Annotated in this window: 19 protein-coding genes and 1 pseudogene; 16 read left to right on the top strand and 4 right to left on the bottom strand. The window is 41.8% G+C overall.

Annotation, left to right across the window (positions count from 1 at the left end):
• The first annotated feature begins 316 nt into the window (after window positions 1-316).
• Genes AWV70_RS13380 through AWV70_RS13365 form a run of 4 tightly spaced genes read left to right on the top strand, consistent with a single transcriptional unit; the run spans window position 317 to window position 2,244 of the window.
• Window positions 317-856 carry a hypothetical protein gene (locus tag AWV70_RS13380; protein ID WP_060208005.1) on the top strand — a complete coding sequence of 180 codons (540 nt, stop codon included), beginning with the start codon at window positions 317-319 and terminating at the stop codon, window positions 854-856.
• Between the two features lie 18 nt (window positions 857-874).
• Window positions 875-1,339 carry an NUDIX hydrolase gene (locus tag AWV70_RS13375; protein ID WP_060208002.1) on the top strand — a complete coding sequence of 155 codons (465 nt, stop codon included), beginning with the start codon at window positions 875-877 and terminating at the stop codon, window positions 1,337-1,339.
• Between the two features lie 35 nt (window positions 1,340-1,374).
• Window positions 1,375-1,884 carry a GNAT family N-acetyltransferase gene (locus AWV70_RS13370; RefSeq protein ID WP_060207999.1) on the top strand — a complete coding sequence of 170 codons (510 nt, stop codon included), beginning with the start codon at window positions 1,375-1,377 and terminating at the stop codon, window positions 1,882-1,884.
• 42 nt (window positions 1,885-1,926) lie between these two features.
• Window positions 1,927-2,244, top strand: a complete 318-nt coding sequence (locus tag AWV70_RS13365) for a hypothetical protein (RefSeq protein ID WP_060207996.1) — start codon at window positions 1,927-1,929, stop codon at window positions 2,242-2,244.
• A gap of 284 nt (window positions 2,245-2,528) precedes the next feature.
• On the opposite strand, the gene AWV70_RS13360 is transcribed toward AWV70_RS13365, so the two are convergent.
• Window positions 2,529-4,145, bottom strand: coding sequence for a thiamine pyrophosphate-binding protein (locus AWV70_RS13360; protein ID WP_060207993.1), 1,617 nt, complete (start codon window positions 4,143-4,145; stop codon window positions 2,529-2,531).
• A gap of 429 nt (window positions 4,146-4,574) precedes the next feature.
• On the opposite strand from AWV70_RS13360, the pseudogene AWV70_RS13355 reads away from it, so the two are divergent.
• From AWV70_RS13355 to AWV70_RS13340, 4 genes and pseudogenes are all read left to right on the top strand, one after another.
• Window positions 4,575-4,940: pseudogene (locus AWV70_RS13355) on the top strand (DinB family protein); the annotation flags it as partial.
• 149 nt (window positions 4,941-5,089) lie between these two features.
• Window positions 5,090-5,746 carry a Type 1 glutamine amidotransferase-like domain-containing protein gene (locus tag AWV70_RS13350; protein ID WP_060207990.1) on the top strand — a complete coding sequence of 219 codons (657 nt, stop codon included), beginning with the start codon at window positions 5,090-5,092 and terminating at the stop codon, window positions 5,744-5,746.
• A 135-nt stretch (window positions 5,747-5,881) separates the two neighbouring features.
• Window positions 5,882-6,871, top strand: coding sequence for a zinc-dependent alcohol dehydrogenase family protein (locus AWV70_RS13345; protein WP_060207986.1), 990 nt, complete (start codon window positions 5,882-5,884; stop codon window positions 6,869-6,871).
• Between the two features lie 470 nt (window positions 6,872-7,341).
• Complete coding sequence (locus tag AWV70_RS13340; RefSeq protein ID WP_060207983.1) at window positions 7,342-7,812, top strand: hypothetical protein; 471 nt, start codon at window positions 7,342-7,344, stop codon at window positions 7,810-7,812.
• Between the two features lie 54 nt (window positions 7,813-7,866).
• On the opposite strand, the gene AWV70_RS13335 is transcribed toward AWV70_RS13340, so the two are convergent.
• On the bottom strand, window positions 7,867-8,796 hold the full coding sequence (locus tag AWV70_RS13335) for an alpha/beta hydrolase (RefSeq protein ID WP_060207980.1): 930 nt from the start codon (window positions 8,794-8,796) through the stop codon (window positions 7,867-7,869).
• Window positions 8,797-8,811: 15 nt separating this feature from the next.
• Complete coding sequence (locus AWV70_RS13330; protein WP_060207977.1) at window positions 8,812-9,714, bottom strand: hydroxymethylglutaryl-CoA lyase; 903 nt, start codon at window positions 9,712-9,714, stop codon at window positions 8,812-8,814.
• Window positions 9,715-9,822: 108 nt separating this feature from the next.
• On the opposite strand from AWV70_RS13330, the gene AWV70_RS13325 reads away from it, so the two are divergent.
• The 4 genes from AWV70_RS13325 to AWV70_RS22935 all read left to right on the top strand — a co-directional run bounded on the left by AWV70_RS13325 (window position 9,823) and on the right by AWV70_RS22935 (window position 12,277).
• Window positions 9,823-11,007, top strand: coding sequence for an acetyl-CoA C-acetyltransferase (locus AWV70_RS13325; RefSeq protein ID WP_060207974.1), 1,185 nt, complete (start codon window positions 9,823-9,825; stop codon window positions 11,005-11,007).
• 20 nt (window positions 11,008-11,027) lie between these two features.
• Entirely contained in the window at window positions 11,028-11,276 is a 249-nt protein-coding gene (locus AWV70_RS13320; protein ID WP_060207971.1) for a YqkE family protein, read from the top strand.
• Window positions 11,277-11,395: 119 nt separating this feature from the next.
• On the top strand, window positions 11,396-11,926 hold the full coding sequence (locus AWV70_RS13315; protein WP_060207968.1) for a YhcN/YlaJ family sporulation lipoprotein: 531 nt from the start codon (window positions 11,396-11,398) through the stop codon (window positions 11,924-11,926).
• A gap of 150 nt (window positions 11,927-12,076) precedes the next feature.
• The gene (locus AWV70_RS22935) at window positions 12,077-12,277 is read left to right on the top strand and encodes an aspartyl-phosphate phosphatase Spo0E family protein (RefSeq protein ID WP_306464393.1); all 201 of its coding nucleotides are present in this window, start codon (window positions 12,077-12,079) and stop codon (window positions 12,275-12,277) included.
• A 36-nt stretch (window positions 12,278-12,313) separates the two neighbouring features.
• Here the strand turns inward: AWV70_RS22935 and AWV70_RS13310 are convergent, their stop codons facing one another.
• On the bottom strand, window positions 12,314-13,411 hold the full coding sequence (locus AWV70_RS13310; protein WP_060207965.1) for a branched-chain amino acid aminotransferase: 1,098 nt from the start codon (window positions 13,409-13,411) through the stop codon (window positions 12,314-12,316).
• A 200-nt stretch (window positions 13,412-13,611) separates the two neighbouring features.
• Here AWV70_RS13310 and AWV70_RS13305 point away from each other — a divergent pair, with 200 nt between their 5' ends.
• The 4 genes from AWV70_RS13305 to AWV70_RS13290 all read left to right on the top strand — a co-directional run bounded on the left by AWV70_RS13305 (window position 13,612) and on the right by AWV70_RS13290 (window position 17,856).
• Entirely contained in the window at window positions 13,612-14,727 is a 1,116-nt protein-coding gene (locus AWV70_RS13305) for an NAD(P)/FAD-dependent oxidoreductase (RefSeq protein WP_060207962.1), read from the top strand.
• 75 nt (window positions 14,728-14,802) lie between these two features.
• The gene (locus tag AWV70_RS13300) at window positions 14,803-15,900 is read left to right on the top strand and encodes a carbohydrate kinase (protein WP_060208044.1); all 1,098 of its coding nucleotides are present in this window, start codon (window positions 14,803-14,805) and stop codon (window positions 15,898-15,900) included.
• Complete coding sequence (locus AWV70_RS13295; protein WP_060207961.1) at window positions 15,897-16,805, top strand: pseudouridine-5'-phosphate glycosidase; 909 nt, start codon at window positions 15,897-15,899, stop codon at window positions 16,803-16,805. The genes AWV70_RS13300 and AWV70_RS13295 overlap by 4 nt, the downstream gene beginning before the upstream one ends.
• Before the next feature lie 292 nt (window positions 16,806-17,097).
• A complete protein-coding gene (locus AWV70_RS13290; RefSeq protein ID WP_060207957.1) occupies window positions 17,098-17,856 on the top strand; it encodes an exodeoxyribonuclease III in 759 nt (252 codons plus the stop codon).
• Window positions 17,857-17,899 lie beyond the last annotated feature (43 nt).

Below are 17,899 nucleotides of genomic sequence, written 5' to 3'. Positions count from 1 at the left end.
AACTAAATCATATACCAATTATGGTAGCTCAAGGAAGTCATGATATTTTGTCTCCATCCAAAATACAACAACTTTTAATAGATTACATACCTGCCACATTGGTTGAAATCAAAGATTCCGGGCATTGGACAATTGTTGAAAAACCATAGGTAATTAATTCAATTGCGAAAGATTTTTTTGTTTAGTCTTGAAATGAAGAATTCTATCAAAAGCTTGGCTTGAAAAGATAAAAAACTAGAATGGCGAGGTATTTAATGCAAATTTAATTGAAGAATACTTGGTCTGCTATGTCAAAATCTACTCAGGGGGACGATAAATGACCATTAACAATAAGGATATATACCTCAACTGCAACACTACTACAAGAATAGTCGAGGTAGGGGGCCTTACCAAACTGCAGCTTATCGATAAAATGCAGCAGCAAAATATCTTGGTGAATGAACTTGGTAAAAAACTATTCGCTGCTGATACTTTTACAACTTCTATTCATCCATATGTATTGAAAACGGTTGAGCTTTCCGTAAGTGATCTCGGCTTGCCAGGGGGTGGCGTGCTAACTGAGATTTATAGGAGGGCGAATCAACTTGGTTTGGAATTATGTCCATTGGAGCTTGGACCTTATCTGAGACTAGGATATTTGGATCAACCTGAAGGCTTCTTAGATAGTCAACAGCAAAACCAAGCCCCAAACGGATCTATTACAGTAGCATCAAAAATACTGATTGAGAATGATAACTTTCCAAAAGGTTTTTATCTAAGACGGATAAATGGCGAACTTTGGCTTCGTGGATATGTGTGTGATGACCAGCATGTTTGGGATCCTAATGATCGCTTTATTTTTGTTAAGCAAGATTGAGATATCAGGGGGGATGGCATGAATTATATTCAAGATATGAGAAAGCTGATTGGTCACGATACCCTCTTCACAGTTGGTTGCGGAATAATTATAGAAAACGACGGATGTATATTATTGCAGCATCGTACTGATGAAGATAATTGGTGTATTCCTGGCGGTGTGATGGAAATCGGGGAAACGTTTGAACAAACAGCCAAGAGAGAAACTTACGAGGAAACAGGTTTATACGTTGGTGAGTTGAGGTTATTCGGTATGTATTCCGGAGAGAGCTGTTTTGTTCAATATCCAAATAGTGACCAAGTGTACAGTGTTCAAATCATCTTTACAACAACTACATATAGCGGTGAACTGAAGCAGCAAGGAATTGAAAGTAGAGAGCATCGATTTTTTAAGAAAGAAGATTTACCTGAAAACTTAAATCCGCGCCAAGAAAAGTTTATTCGCGATTGGGCCGAAAATAAAACTATGCCTGTGATTAGTTAATTGTCCTGGTTACTTATTTGAAAGGAAGATTATTTGTGATACATATTATAAAAGCCCAACCTGATCACGTTGAGGGGATATCAAAAGTTTGTAGTGATGGCTATTGGGCAACATACAGCGAAACACATTCTGAAATGTACATCAAAGGAATAATTGAAGAGTTTTATAATCGTGAAAGAATTCAAAAAGAGGTTTTAGAAACTAGTAAAGAATGGGGAGGATATTTTGTTGCGCTAGAAGGGTACGAAGTGATTGGGGCCGGTGGAGGTGGAATGATTGAGGAAACCTCTGGGGAAGTTTTTGTTTTGTATTTAGACCCTTCTAGACGTAACGAAGGGATTGGCACAATGTTATTAGATGCGATTACCAAACAACAAAAAGAAGAGTTTAATGCAAAGGAACAATGGGTTTCCGTTGCGAAAGGAAATCAAAAAGCAATTCCGTTCTATGAGGCAAAAGGTTTTATCTTTAATCGTGAAGTTGATGGACACGGAATTGTTGATGGAGAAAGATATAGTTCAGTAAGATATTGCCGTACGATTTAATTGAATCTTATCGCGAAATTCTTTCTTTTAAGGGGTGGTAAATTGAATATTTTACCGTATATTATTGGGCCTGTGCTTACAGTTTTAGTTGTCAGTACGGTAATGTCTATTCTATATAAGGATGCAGAAAAAAAGGACAAAGGCTTTGTACTAAACTATTATAGATTAACTTATAGAAGGAGATTGATACGTGCTGTCTGGGGAGTTCCAATTGTATCCCTACTATATCTCGCTTTGTATTGGTTTAGTGATTTAACTTCAAATGAATATAAAATCATTGGAATCATTTTCTTATCCATAGTCTTGCTAGACATTAGCTACAATTATGTAAAATGGAAGAAGAATGAGAAGAAAAGATAACTTATTTGGAAAATACGTAAGGCTGCATGAAGGATAATTTTTAAGAGAGCCTTCAGAACAACTGTACATAAAACAACTATCCATGGCGGCAACTTCAAATAGCTAGAATTCAAGCTAATAAATAATCTCAAACGGATAGAGGGAATAGAACAAGTAAGTTATAATCTGAAGAGTTTCCTGTTTCGATTATGAAACAGAATTATCCACTCAAAAAACACCTTTGTATAACAAAGTCACATTCGATGTGTCTATTGATTATACAAAGGCATTAATTGCAACAAACTTTAGTTGGTTTCCGGGAAGAATGCTTGGGATGTCTGGATGTCCACGAGTGCGGGGGCTTTTGTTGTTAGTGCGGATTCTAGGACGGATTCAAGCTCCTGATCTGTTGTGACATGGAATCCTTCCCATCCGCACGCTTCGGCGATTTTAATGAAATCAGGGTTTGTGAGATCAACCCCCACTTCTTTTTTGTTCATGACGTTGATCTTGTCCCTTTCCATTTGAAGTGAGCCGTTATTTAATACAATGACGGTCATGTCGAGTCCATAGCGAGTCGCGGTCGTCAAATCGGCTAGCGTCATTTGGAGGCCGCCATCCCCGACGATCGCTACGACTTGTTTTTCCGGTTTTTCAAGCTTTGCCGCCATTGCTGCAGGAAGACCGAAGCCCATCGTCCGCCAGTATCCGGAGAATAATATTCTTTGCTGTTTTTGCCTGCAATTGCGATTCAACCACACCGTTCCATCTCCTGTGTCTACTGAAAGAACTGCATCTGCATCGACTGTTCTGTCAAGAGCCCGCATAATACGGGAAGGGTGTACGGGAGACCCCGCAGTATTGCCTTCCTGCTCATTTTGCTCGGCCCATTTCTGTTTAGCTTCCCAGCAGCGGTCAAGCCAGTCTTCAGTTCGAGAAAATCCTTGCAGGCTCGCCCTTAGTAGCGGAAGAACTTCTTCTGTTGAACCGGTGATGCCGAGCTTCACGGGGATGCTCTTTTCAATTTTATCGAAATGGGTGTCGATCTGGATAATTTGTGTGTCAGTTGGGACATACCCTTTCGGCCACCATGCTGTGCCCGCAAGTAGGACAACATCGGCGTCTTTCAAGACATCGGCAGCATACGGATTGCCGCCTTCGCCAATCCCTTGCAGCAGGTGAGGGGAAGATTCATCCAATAAACCTTTTCCACCTAAACTAGTTAAGATGCCAGCCCCCCATAATTCAGCAAGTTTCTCAACCTCGTCTGACGCAGCGGCCGCTCCGGAGCCTACGAGGATCATCGGGCGCTTTGCTGTTTTCATCATTGCTGTTGCCTGGCTCAAGCTGTCCGTTGTGAAATGAGAAAAGCCCTCTATATGTTCTGGCAAAGCTCTCGGCATTACAGAAGTGGGTTCCATGAAAAGATCCTTTGGGATGGACAAATGAGTGACAACCCGCTGACCGAGTGATTTGCGCGCTGCTCTATGCAGAAGTTCGACTGTTGCATCCTGATTGGCAAGAGTAGCGGAAAACGATGCGAATGGTTTCATTAGCTCTTGTTGATCCACATATTGCGGAAATTCTGTTCCGATTTTATCCGTCGGTGCTTGGCCGGTGATTGCGAGGACAGGTGCTTTGTCTGCATATGCGTCTCCCAACCCGTTAAGCAAGTTGGCTGCCCCAGGACCCATCGTTGCCGTACATACTGCAAGCCGGCCTGTCAGCTTCGCTTCTGCAGAAGCCATGAAAGCAGCAGTAGATTCATGTTTAACTGCGATGAATTGAATTTCATCTTGTTTTGCAAGTGCGTCAATGAGACCGATAATCGCATCACCGACTACACCATAAATCCGTTTTACGCCGAATAACGACAGTTGATCGAGTACCAAATCTGCAACTGTCCGTTCGATTTTCTCCATGTCATAAAACCTCCTTGATAAGATCTATCTTTCCTGCTAGCCGTGTAGCAGGAAAGGCCACTCTTATAGTACTTCCTCTAAAAAGCAGTAGATAAACTTTAGGGTTCACGACTGAAAATATTTAAAATAACAATAGGAGACTGACTGACGTACAACATCAACTAGAAAGAGAAATTGGATAATTAATATATGTATTTTATCTGAATCACACCAAGCGGTTTTTAACCGTGATGTGTTTTTTTGTTTGAGAAAAATATTCGACAATACTTTGTTACAAAATTATCCATGTTGAACAGTCCTTATAAGAATTTATTATAAAGACATATAACACGATTTTCATTTAAGACTTACGAGAATTATTTGAAAACAATGATTGCATTCATGGTACAATACTGTTAAGGAAAATAAAATTAATAGAGAAAAGGGGAATTGAAAAGGGACGTTACATTTCCGATTGGGGAATTACAAGTACCGAAAAAAGCAACACTAGCAAATATTCAAGAATGGCTTAATGACATCGAAACGTACACGACTCGCTTACGAGAAGTCGTTGACTCATTGACTGATGAAGAATTAAGCAAAACCTATCGAGAGGGTGCCTGGACAGTTCGCCAACATGTTCATCATATTGCGGATTCTCAGTTAAATATGTATCAACGTTTGAAACTGGCGTTGACGGATGAGAACCCAACAGTTCCGGCATTTGATCAAGATAAGTGGGCGGTTCAACCTGACACACAGCTTCTCGTGGAAAGTTCCATAAAGATGCTGGAAGGTATTAATGAGCGCATCGTCTATGTAGAAAGTATGTTATGTTTCCGATGTGAATGAAAATGGGGACTGGCAATCCTATGAAGTAGAACAGGAAGAAGCGTTTGATACTTTTAGTGAGAAAGAGAAATTCAGGAAATTAATGTTGATTACACTTTGCTAAGGGGATACTTATGAGAACTCACTATTATTTAGGTTGGTTTAACAATTTTTTTCCGGCGAGTCTGGGAAGGGTGTTACAGGAGGATATAACAGATAGAAAATCGCTTGCTATGATTAGCTCGAATCCGTCTATTTATGAAGATGATGGTGCCACTGAACGCTCGTGGCTCGATCAGGCTGGCATTATGTTTGATGAGTATCATTTAATTAATTATCGCGTACAGAAGGAAGAGGCGCGAACGTTAATACAGAATGCTTCAGTCATTTTCTTGTTGGGTGGAGATACTCTTAAACAAAATAGTTTTTTGATGCAATATGAGTTATCAGATTCGATTAAAAAAAGCAGCGCCGTTGTGATGGGAGCAAGCGCTGGAGCAATCAACATGTCTGCTAAATGGTTATGCTCGAAAACCTTTGGATATAAAATTGCGAAAAACTCTGTTTACGAAGGAATTGGCCTTGGTAATTTTTCCGTCTTGTCCCATTTTGATCTTGAAAATAACATGGCGCTGGTTCTAGACGAACTGTCTCCCTTATCGGAAGAAATGAATATTTATGCGTCGAACAAAGATTGCGCTGTTCGTGTAAAGGAAGATAAAATTGATATTTTGGGCAGTGTATATTTAATTTCCCACTCAAAGATTCAGAAATTGGATGAGACACTATAGTGGTAATGAATGTCTATGGCTTAATTGAATTTACTTCTTTAAAATAAGCTGCTATTAAAAGTTTAGTGAAAGGGAACTACATAAAATGAGATTGTTTATTAACATGGAATTGTTTCGATTAAGGGAGTCGGTGTCTTGAGATCAAAATGTCTTACATTCAATGAATTTGGCAACCCCCAAGAAGTACTTAAAGTTGAATATAAAAATATACAACCCCCAAAAGAAGACGAGGTACTTGTGCGCATGGTAGCCAGACCAATTAACCCATCTGATTTAATACCGATAAGAGGTGCTTACGCTCACAGAATATCTTTACCAAATATTCCGGGTTATGAGGGAGTCGGAATTGTTGAAAATGTAGGTTCCACTGTATCTCAAAGTCTTATTGGCAAGCGTGTTTTGCCTTTGAGGGGAGAAGGCACTTGGCAGGAATTCGTTAAAACATCAGCAGAATATACAGTGGAAGTTCCAGATACTATTGATGACCTTACAGCTGCGCAAATGTACATAAATCCACTTACAGCTTGGGTCATTTGTACACAAGAGTTAGGGTTAAAACCAGATGATGTCCTCTTGGTCAATGCCTGTGGTTCAGCCATCGGCCACATTTTTGTTCAGTTATCAAAAGTCCTGGGGTTCCGATTAATTGCGATAACCAGGAATGATAAATACTCAAATGAGCTACTAAAGCTTGGTGCTTCTTGCGTGATTAACACCTCTAAATATACATTGCGTGAAACAGTTATGGATTTGACTGGTGGGGTTGGAGCCGATGCAGCTATTGATTCAATTGGAGGAGCAGATGGAAATAACTTAGCATTTTGTATTCGCCCTGAAGGTACTTTTTTAACCTTAGGCCTGTTATCAGGAATCCAAGTAGATTGGATGAGGATTACAAAAGAGACAAAAGTGAATGCAAAATTATTTCATTTGCGGCATTGGAATAAAAGAGTCTCAACAAATGCTTGGCAGGATACATTTTACGACTTAATTACATTGATCGAAGATGAAAAAATAAGGCTTATGAGACCTGAATCATATTATAGCTTATCGGAAATACGGGAAGCCGTGCGCATTGTTGAATCTTCGAAAGGAAATCATGGCAAAGTGATTTTAACGAACTGATTGAGATCAGTAAGTGCGCCTAAATCACAAACCTGGCCATTTAATGGATTAGTAACTAATGTGCTAAAGGACGGGACATTTAAGACGAATGTTGGATGTAGTCAAAAAGATAGCTCAGATTGGTATGATTAGGCCATTATGCAAGTTGAGCTTTCCGTTCGAGATCTTGGATTGCCAGTGGGAGGCATGATGACTGAGATTTTCGGGCGGACGAATGAACTTGATTTGGAATGATGCCCATTGGAGCTTGGGCCATATCTGAGGCGTAATTATCTGGATCAACCTGAATGCTTTGTAGAGAGTCAACAGCAAAACCATGCCCCGAATGGATCTATTACAGTAGCATCAAAAATACTGTCTGAGGATGATTATTTTCACAATGTTTCACGATTGCAACTTTCCCAAACTAAATTCGTTTAAGTTTATAGTAACGAATTTACTTATTTGGGGAATGAGGGGAAACTATTGTTATGACAAAAAAAGTTGTGAAAATAGCTATTGTAATACTGTTTACTTTTTTATTAATAAATGTATTTAAAAAAGACGTATGGGAAGTTAATGCAAAGCTATTGAAACAAGAAGTCTTAAATATTGGGGAATCTGAAGAGTCACTAAAGTTATCTGATGTGACTCCATTTAAATGGGATATAGTGTATTCTTTTGATCCGTATACATCGAAAGATACGATATATAAAACAGTGGGCTATATGTGGGATAATATCAGTGAAACAGTAAGTGAAGGTATGAACCAATTAGTTTTTATCAATGATGAAAAAGTGGTCTGTTATGTATATGGATATCCTGAGAATAATGGATACGGCATTTATTTTAACAGTGAAAACCATACTGAATTAATTTCTGCATCTATGCTTAGTAGCGAAGATGATTTGACTTTTCAAGTAGAAAGAAAAAATAGTATTATATTTTTAATTAATAATTAATACTCAAAAAGACCTTCTTTCTAAACATCAGAAACAGAAGGTCTTTTCATCTTCTCATGAAGTTGCGAAGCCGAAAGTATGTAAGAAGTGCAGCACTTCCTTTTCATATTCTTCCGGGTTTTCATTGAATGACTTTGCATGGGCGCCCTTATCGAATAGCTTCAACATCTTCTTGTCTTCCTTCAACTCGTACAATTCCTTCGTCATCTCCGGCAATATGAAATCATCTTCCATGCTATGGATGAACAGCATCGGTTTTTTGATATTCCCAATTGTCTCCCTCGGTGAAATGAGGCCTGTCGTATAGCCATCCCTGATTTTCAGAAACAGATTTGCTGCACGCAATGTCACTGAAGAGCGAAGAGGTGTATTTGTACGTAAAATATGCAAGATCTGCTCGGTAAAATCGGAAAATGGACAATCGACAACGTAAAAATCTGCATCATCTTCATATTCTCCTGCGTACAGGATCGTTGTTGCCGCCCCCATCGATTCACCGTGGATGCCAAGCAATGCCCGGCTGCCGATCCGGTCCCGTACAGCGGATACTAAGGCATTCAAGTCGATCTTTTCGTAAAAACCGAAGCTTGTCGTTTTGCCTCCCGAATCCCCGTGCCGACGGTGATCATAAATGACGGAATTGAATCCGAGCCGTTCAAATAATCTTGCGTATTTGATCGAGTTGATTTTATTTTCCGTCACGCCATGGCAGATGATCATCGTTCTTGTCGTTTCAAGCGGTTGTAGAAAAACCGCACGCAACGGATAGCCATTCGGTGAAGCGATCCAAAAATCCTCTTTGCGCACCGTTTCATACCAATGCTCATCAAACCGTTTTGCGATGATTTCACGTTTTACGATCAGATCATGGTCTTTCAGCTTCATGAACATTAATCGATTAGCCGCGTAAAATCCGAGAACTGTCAAAATGGCGGTATAAATGCTTCCAATAATGCCAGTTATGTATAGGAAGCGCCGTTTCAATCAACTTCAACTCCTTTAGTTGCTGCGATTTTTGTACAATTTGTACATTCCTGTTTCAATAGGATGCGAAATATGAGGAGCTATCATTCCAACCGCTTCACAAATCTTTTCCACATCTATCCCCGTTTTTATTCCTAACGAATCAAGCATGTGTACAACATCTTCTGTCGCTACATTACCAGTCGCGCCGGGGGCAAAAGGACATCCGCCCAGCCCGCCTGCAGACGTATCAAAACGATAAACGCCTGCCTGCATTGCCGCCAAAATGTTGGCGATTGCCATTTTGCGTGTATCGTGGAAATGGGCTGTCAATAACACTTCAGGGAATTGCTCTTTTAACAGCTTGAACAGCTCGTAGCTTTCAACTGGATTTGCCATCCCGATCGTGTCGGCTACACTTAACTCATCCACTCCCATTGAAACAAATCGACTGCATAAATTACTAACTTCCTCTTTCTCTATCTTCCCTTCAAACGGACAATAAAACGCGGTTGAAATGCAAGCCCTTACAAAGATGCCTTCGCTTTTCAATTTTGCGATGGCAGGTTCAAGCGCGTCCATGCTTTCAGATGTCGTCCGATTGATATTGCTTTTATTGAAACTATTGCTGACGCCGACAAACACGGCGATGCTTTCTGCGCCTGCTTCGATAGCGAGATCTGCCCCTTTTTCATTCGGCGCTAATACGAATTGACGTCCAATTTTCTCTGTTTTTTCTACGATGTTTTTGGCATCCGCCATTTGCGGCACCCATTTTGGAGAAACGAAAGAAGTTAGCTCCATTTCTGTAATGCCTGCCCCTTGTAATAAATGGATGAATTCCAATTTTTCTTTCTCATCCACATGGTTTTTTTCATTTTGAAGACCATCCCTCGGTCCTACCTCGATAATTGTGACGTTCTTTGGTAAAATGAACATATCATCCCTCCTGTATATATTGTACTGAAGGGGTGGGATAAAGGGAAACGCAGAATGTAGAAATCTACGTAAATATGAAAATGCAAATAAGGGATAGGGGGAAACGACATGTCAAATGAAGTAGTGATCGTAAGTGCTGTCCGTACGGCAATTGGATCTTTTTTGGGGTCATTGAAAGATGTATCTGCATCGGAGCTTGGCGGAATCGTTATTAAGGATGCACTTTCACGTTCTGGAGTGAAGGTGGAAGATGTGGATGAAGTGATTATGGGGAATGTACTGCAGGCAGGGCTTGGTCAAAATCCAGCTAGGCAAGCCGCTATCAAAGCTGGACTTCCTGAAACGGTACCTGCAATGACAATCAATAAAGTGTGCGGATCGGGATTGAAAGCAGTCCACTTGGCAAGACAAGCAATACTTGCGGGCGATGCAGATATCGTCGTTGCAGGCGGGATGGAAAATATGAGTCAGGCACCATTTTTGCTTAAAAATGCAAGGGAAGGCTTCAAAATGGGGGATCAGAAAGTCGTCGACAGTATGATTTCGGATGGGCTTTGGTGTGCTTTCAATGATTACCATATGGGCATTACAGCAGAGAATCTTTGCGACCGCTATTCAATTACACGAGAAGAGCAGGACGCATTTTCAGCGGCATCCCAAGAGAAGGCGGCAGCTGCGATTGAAAAAGGATTATTCAATGATGAAATCGTCCCGGTTGAAATTCGGCAACGCAAAGGCGATCCTATCGTGTTTGACACGGATGAGTATGTAAAAGCAGGAACAACGAGCGGTAAACTGGCTAAATTGCGTCCTGCGTTCAAGAAAGATGGCAGTGTGACTGCAGGCAATGCGTCAGGCATTAATGACGGAGCTGCTGCTTTTGTCATCATGTCACGGGCGAAAGCGGACGAGCTTGGCATCACACCGTTAGCGATATTGACCGCAAACGCAAATGCTGGTGTCGATCCTGCTGTCATGGGAATTGGCCCTGTCCAAGCAGTGAAGAATGTACTCAAGAAATCGGGAATGGAACTATCAGATATTGATCTGATCGAAGCGAACGAAGCATTTGCGGCACAATCACTCGCAGTCGATCGTGAGTTGAATTTCGATAAAGAAAAATTGAATGTTAATGGCGGCGCAATTGCATTGGGCCATCCTATTGGCGCGAGCGGTGCGCGGATTCTTGTCACGTTATTGCATGAAATGAAGCGGCGCGATGCAAAAACCGGCCTCGCTACATTGTGCATCGGTGGCGGGCAAGGTGTCGCTACAATCGTTCAACTTCCTTGATAGGAAAGAAGGTGGATGGAATGGCAAAGAAAAAATCGAGAACAGCAACTCCTGTAAAACAGGAAAATGATAATGCGACACTGTCTGAAGCGCTTGACAATGATGTTTTATTAAAACTGAAAGCTGCTAAAAAGGAAATGACAGCAAAAATTGAAGCTGAAGAAAAGGAGCGCCAAGAAAAGCTCCGTCGTGAACGAATAGAACGCGAAAAGAACAAAAGCTTCGCAGAATTGCTTGATGAATATGGCGACAGCGGCACGAAATATTGAAACTTTTACCGGATGGAATTTTTCATCCGGTATTATTATGCATAAAAAACGAAACAAGTCGAATAGAAGAGGAAATGTTACACATCCTATCGATATCATATAACAAGGAGTGAACATCAATGAAAAGATTAGCGATTTTTCCGCTTGCGTTGCTGCTCATACTGTCTTTGGTAGGGTGTGCAAACAATAACGACACAAACAATGACAATGGAAACGGAACGAACGATCAAAACAATACATCTAATAATACAACAACCGGTGAATCAGCAACTGGTAGTAATGACGTTAACAACAATGACCTGACAAACGACAACGGAAAGTCGAAGGTGGAAGTAGCGGATGACGCAGCTGATAAAATTGCAGCGTTGGATGAGGTGGACAGTGCCAACGTTCTTGTGACAAATAATAATGCATATGTCGGAGTTGTATTGAATGAAGGCATAGAGGAAAATGATGAAATGAAAAACAAAATAGCGGATGAAGTACGAAGTGTTAATTCCGAATTCAACAACGTTTATGTATCATTCAATCCAGACGTTGCCGACCGTTTCACCGAGTATGGCGATCAGATCCGTTCCGGTGAACCGGTTGAAGGATTTTTTGAAGAAGTCATGACAAGCATCGACCGGATGTTCCCGGAAGCGAAATAGTCGATAACGAAACCTTGTTTGAAGTTTAGTGGTAGAAGGAAGGGGTAGTTTATGCATATCTCTTCCTTTCAATTGTGACGGATTTATGACAAAGTAATTATTTTGTGAATTACACACACAATTCGACATTTTTTTCAAACGGTCTACATTATGATAGGCAAGGGTAAAAAATTTGACGGAGGAAAATGTGCGATGCGATTGATTGGGAAACAACTTTTATCTTTTAAAATTCACTTAAAAAGATCAAAGATGGTCAAGATAGCAAAGGACCGTGGATTTACACATCCAGCAGTAGTAGCTTGCAGCCAAGAATTGGATTCTTTATTGAATCGTTATCAAAATATAGCGTGAAAAAAGACATACCGAGCGACGGTATGTCTTTTCTAATTATGCTAATTTCGCTAGTTCACTCTTCATTTCAACGACCCAATTGAAAGGATCTTCTTCCTTCCCATTCTGGATGTTGCTAAGTGTGTCGAATAATTGTGTTGCTAAAAGCCCTGTTTCACAATTATTGACAACCATTTTATAGCCATCCCAATTTAACTCACCGACTGGAGAAATAACAGCTGCCGTGCCAGTTCCAAACACTTCTTCAAGTTTTCCTTCATCATAGGCTGACCTTATTTCATCCATCGAAATTTTCCTTTCAGAGACGGGGATATCCCAATGACGCAGCAGTTGCAGAATCGATTTTCTCGTAATTCCTTCCAAAATGCTTCCGTTAATGGCAGGTGTAATCACTTCGCCGTCTATTTTGAAGAAAATATTCATGCTTCCTACTTCTTCAACATATTTCCGTTTGACGCCGTCCAACCAGAGTACTTGGGAATAGCCCCGATGATCCGCAACTTCCTGTGCTTTCAGACCTGCTGCATAATTGCCTGCTGTTTTTGCACCACCCGTTCCGCCTTTCACAGCCCTCACAAATTCATTTTCAACGAGAATTTTGACGGGATGAATGCCTTCTTTATAATAAGAACCTACCGGTGACAGGATGATGAAGAATTGATATTTTTTCGCAGGTGCTACGCCTAGGAAGGCTTCATTTGCAATGACAAAAGGTCGTATGTACAAAGAAGTGCCTTCTAACGTCGGTATCCAGTCCTTTTCGATATGGATGAGTTGCGTCAACGCATGCAATGCTGCCTCTTCGTCGATTCGTGGCATGCAAAGTCGATCCAAGGAAAGGTTCAACCTCTTCATATTTTCCTCCGGACGGAATAGGCGCACCGTACCGTCTTCAGCTGAGCGGTACGCTTTCATGCCTTCGAAAACCGTTTGGCCATAATGCAAAACGATAGAGGCAGGATCCAATGTGACAGGTGCATAGGGGACGATCCGGTGGCTATGCCAACCTTTGCCTTCATCGTAATCCGCAACAAACATGTGATCTGTGAAACTTCTACCGAACATGAGATTCTCGGGATTCGGTTTCTCTTTTTTCGAATCGCTTAGTTTAATCTGGATGGGTAATCTTGTCATTCCGATCAAATCTCCTTATTGAATAGTCAAAACGACCATCTATTATTGAATAAAATAAGTATACTGCTTTTTTAGAAAAATGGAAGAGTTAAGTTGTTTCATTATTATTACGATTTTGAAAACGTTTACAATATGGTTATGTTTGTATGTATGATTTTTCGCTTGTACAATAGACCAAAAACGTAGAAAAGGTGTTAGACATGGAACGGATCATCGTTATTGGAGCAGGAATACTAGGCGCATCAGCAGCTTACCATCTGGCGAAACAGGGGGCGGAAGTAATCGTTGTTGATCGGAAGGATAAAGGACAAGCAACTGATGCTGCTGCCGGAATCATTTGTCCTTGGATATCACAACGAAGAAATAAAGCTTGGTATGCATTGGCAAAAGGAGGAGCATCCTATTATCCGGAATTGATTGGACAATTAGAAGATGACGGTGAGACCGACACAGGTTATCGAAAAGTAGGAGCGATCAGCTTGCATCGCGATGTGGACAAGCTTGAAAAGATGGAAGCTCGCGCATTGGAAAGAAGGAAAGAAGCTCCTGAGATTGGACAAGTGAATTTGCTTACTGAAGAAGCGACTTCCGATCTTTTTCCGCTATTGTCCGGAGGTTTTTCATCAGTTCATGTAGAAGGCGCAGCAAGAGTGGATGGAAGAGCGTTGAGAGATGCTTTACTCAATGCTGCAAAAAAACTTGGTACGACCATTATGAATGGTTCGGCAACGCTCGTGTTCGAAGAGGATAAGATTTCCGGCATCCGTGTTGGCGAAGAGTTGATTCAAGCATCGAAAATGATCATTGCTGCCGGTGCATGGGCTCCCGAATTTTTGGAACCATTAGGTCTGCATGTACAGGTGACCGGACAAAAGGCGCAGATAGTCCATTTGCGCTTGAACCAAAATACAGAGAAATGGCCAGTCGTCATGCCGCCGACAGACCAATATATTCTGCCTTCTGATAATGGGAAGGTTGTTATTGGCGCTACCCATGAGGATGAAGCAGGCTTAACGCTGCATGCGACAGCCGGTGGGATCCATGAGGTGCTCGATAAAGCTTTGAATATCGCGCCGGGTTTAGAGGAAGCTGAATTTCAAGAAATACGAGTTGGTTTTAGGCCGTTTACTCCAGGATTTCTGCCTGTCATCGGGGAAGTGCCGGGACATCCTGAGTTGCTCTTTGCAAATGGGTTAGGTGCTTCGGGATTAACTGTCGGTCCCTATCTTGGAAAGCAATTGGCTAGTATGGCACTTGGACATGAAGTCGACATCGACCTATCCTTATATGAAGTAGAAAAAGCGATAAGTATGTAAAAAAGATATAATTTTTTGTTGCAATCGACTAAACAAAAGTTTACAATTAAAACAAATGTTTAAAGGGTGATGGAATTGAATGAAAAGGAAAGGGCTGTTCTTGACTTAATTCGAGCCAACCCTTATTTATCACAACAGGAAATGGCGGATACTCTCCGTATTTCCCGACCAGCGTTAGCAAACATCATATCCGGTTTGATTAAACAAGGAAAGATTCAGGGGCGGGCATACATTCTCCCTGAAGAAAAGGAAATCATCTGTATTGGCGGAGCTAATATAGACCGGAAATTCCATCTGAATGAACAAACGCAACTCGGTACGTCCAATCCGGCTTCAATGTCCGTTTCTGTCGGAGGCGTTGCCCGTAATATTGGGGAAAACTTAGGACGTCTCGACCATCATGTCCGGCTATTGACCGTTGCCGGTAATGATAGCGATTGGGATGTGATCGTCAGGGAATCCTCATCGTATATGGATGTTTCGGACGTTGGCCAATTGATCGGGAAATCGACCGGTTCGTATTCGGCTGTTTTGGATCCCACGGGTGAGCTTGTCATCGCATTGGCGAATATGGAGATTTATGATTACTTGACGCCGGTCTATTTGGAAGAAAAGTCGCGGATGATTTCAAACGCATCTATGATCATCATCGATTTGAACTGTCCAAAGGAGTCAGTCGATTATATTAAAAACCTGGCGAGCCAAAAAGGAAATCCTCTCGTTATCATTCCTGTTTCTTCTCCAAAAATGAACAGGATGCCAAGTGATCTGAAAGGCGTTACATGGTTCATCTGCAATCGGGATGAAGCGGAGACATATACCGGCCTGACAATCGACAATGAAGAGGACTGGAAGCAAGCTGTTCAAAAATTGCTTGCATTCGGTGCGAAAAATGTCGTCGTTACTGCTGGGTCAAAAGGGATCATGGCAGCAACTAATGGCGGGGAAGCGATCCGTTTCCCAGCAGTGCAGAATGTGCATGTCGAGGACGTAACAGGAGCAGGGGATGCATTTGTATCTGGATTGCTTCATGGCCATTTGATTGGCGAGCAATTCGAAGAGAATATCCGAATGGGCTTATTGAACGCAGCAAAAACGTTGGAATGCTCCTATACGGTAAGACCCGAATTGACAAGAGATCTTCTTAAAAAAGAATTGGAGGAATTACAATGAAACAATATCTATCGTATTCACAAGAAGTACAAGAAGCGTTTGCCACAGGAAAACCAGTAGTCGCTTTGGAATCAACAATCATTTCTCACGGAATGCCATACCCGCAAAATGTGCAAACTGCACGCGAAGTAGAGCAAATTATCCGTGATAACGGCGCAATTCCTGCAACGATTGCCATCATTGATGGAAAGATTAAAATCGGCCTTTCAGACGATGAGCTTGAAATGTTCGGCAATAGCCAAGGAGTTGCAAAAGCGTCAAGACGTGACCTCGCTTATTTAGTAGCAACGAAACAACTTGGGGCTACAACAGTTGCGACTACGATGATTGCTGCATCACTTGCCGGCATTAAAATCTTCGTGACTGGCGGAATCGGCGGTGTCCACCGTGGTGCTGAAACGACAATGGATATTTCTGCTGACTTGGAAGAGCTTGCACAAACGGATGTTGCTGTCATTTGTGCGGGTGCGAAATCCATCCTCGACCTCGGCTTAACGCTCGAATATTTGGAAACGAACGGTGTACCTGTCATCGGTTACGGTACAGATGTCCTTCCAGCGTTCTTTACGCGTGAAAGTGATTTCGGACTTAATATCCGAGTGGACAACCCGGAGACAGTCGCTGACATTCTTCGTGTGAAATGGGACCTTGGCTTGAAAGGCGGCGCGGTCATCGCGAATCCAATTCCTGAAGCAGACGCAATGGACAAGTCATTCATCGACGGAATCATTAATGAAGCACTAAAAGAAGCAGAAGAGCAAAATATTGCAGGAAAAGACGTCACACCATTCATGCTAGGCAAAGTGAAAGACTTGACAGAAGGAACTAGCCTTGAAGCAAATATCGCTTTAGTGAAAAACAATGCGTTGATCGGCGCACAAATCGCGGTTGCATTAAACGCATAAGAATAGAACATTGCATAGGGGCTGTCCAGGAAATATTCTGGACAGCTCTTTTTTGAAAATAGAATTCCCCGCGTCCAAAGCGAGCCTTCACGCGTCCAAAACAAACTATTCCACGTCCAAAGTAAGTTAGTACGCGTCCAAAGTAAGCGATCCCTCGTCTAAAGTGAGTAGTTTCGCGTTCAAAGTGAACTGTCGCACGTCCAAAGCGAGTCATCTCTCCCGCTACTATTCTTTGACGACACACTCTTATCAAGTACAATGAAAGGTATTGTGTAATGAAGGAGTTTTTAGCATGAAATTAATTTCTTGGAATGTCAATGGATTAAGAGCGTGTGTCCGCAAAGGGTTTTTGGATTATTTCAAAGAGCAGGATGCGGATATATTCTGCATTCAGGAAACGAAGCTGCAAAGCGGACAAATCGAGCTTGAACTGGAAGGGTACCATCAGTATTGGAACTACGCGTTGAAGAAAGGCTATTCGGGCACAGCCGTCTTCACGAAAGACGAACCGATTGCCGTCACCTATGGAGTAGGCGAGTTGGAAACTGAAGATGAAGGCCGGATTTTGACGCTGGAATTCCCTCAGTTTTATTTGGTGAATGTGTATGCGCCGAATGCGCAAAGGGATTTGGCTCGTCTTCCTTTTCGCTTGGACTGGGAACGAAAAATGAGAGACTACCTGAGCCAATTAAAACGCTCAAAATCTGTCATCTTCTGTGGCGATTTGAATGTCGCCCATCAAAATATCGATATACGTAATTATAAATCAAACGCTGGGAATTCAGGATTTACCGTTGAGGAAAGAGGTGAATTTTCGGCATTATTGAATGAAGGATTCATCGACACTTTCCGTCATCTACATCCGGACGTTGAAGGGGCATACTCATGGTGGTCCTATATGCGGGACGTCAGGGCGAGGAATATCGGTTGGCGGATCGACTATTTCCTCATATCGGATTGTCTGCTGCCATATTTGAAAACAGCGGATATTCATGCAAGTATTATGGGAAGCGACCATTGTCCGATCGTTTTGGAGATGGATTTCACATGAAAAAAGCTGGAAGAGGTTGATGAAAAACCGCTTCCAGCTTTTT

Origin of the sequence: Sporosarcina koreensis (assembly GCF_001531445.1) — a bacterium.
Classification (GTDB): domain Bacteria; phylum Bacillota; class Bacilli; order Bacillales_A; family Planococcaceae; genus Sporosarcina; species Sporosarcina koreensis_C.
This window is presented reverse-complemented; position numbering and strand designations above follow the sequence as displayed.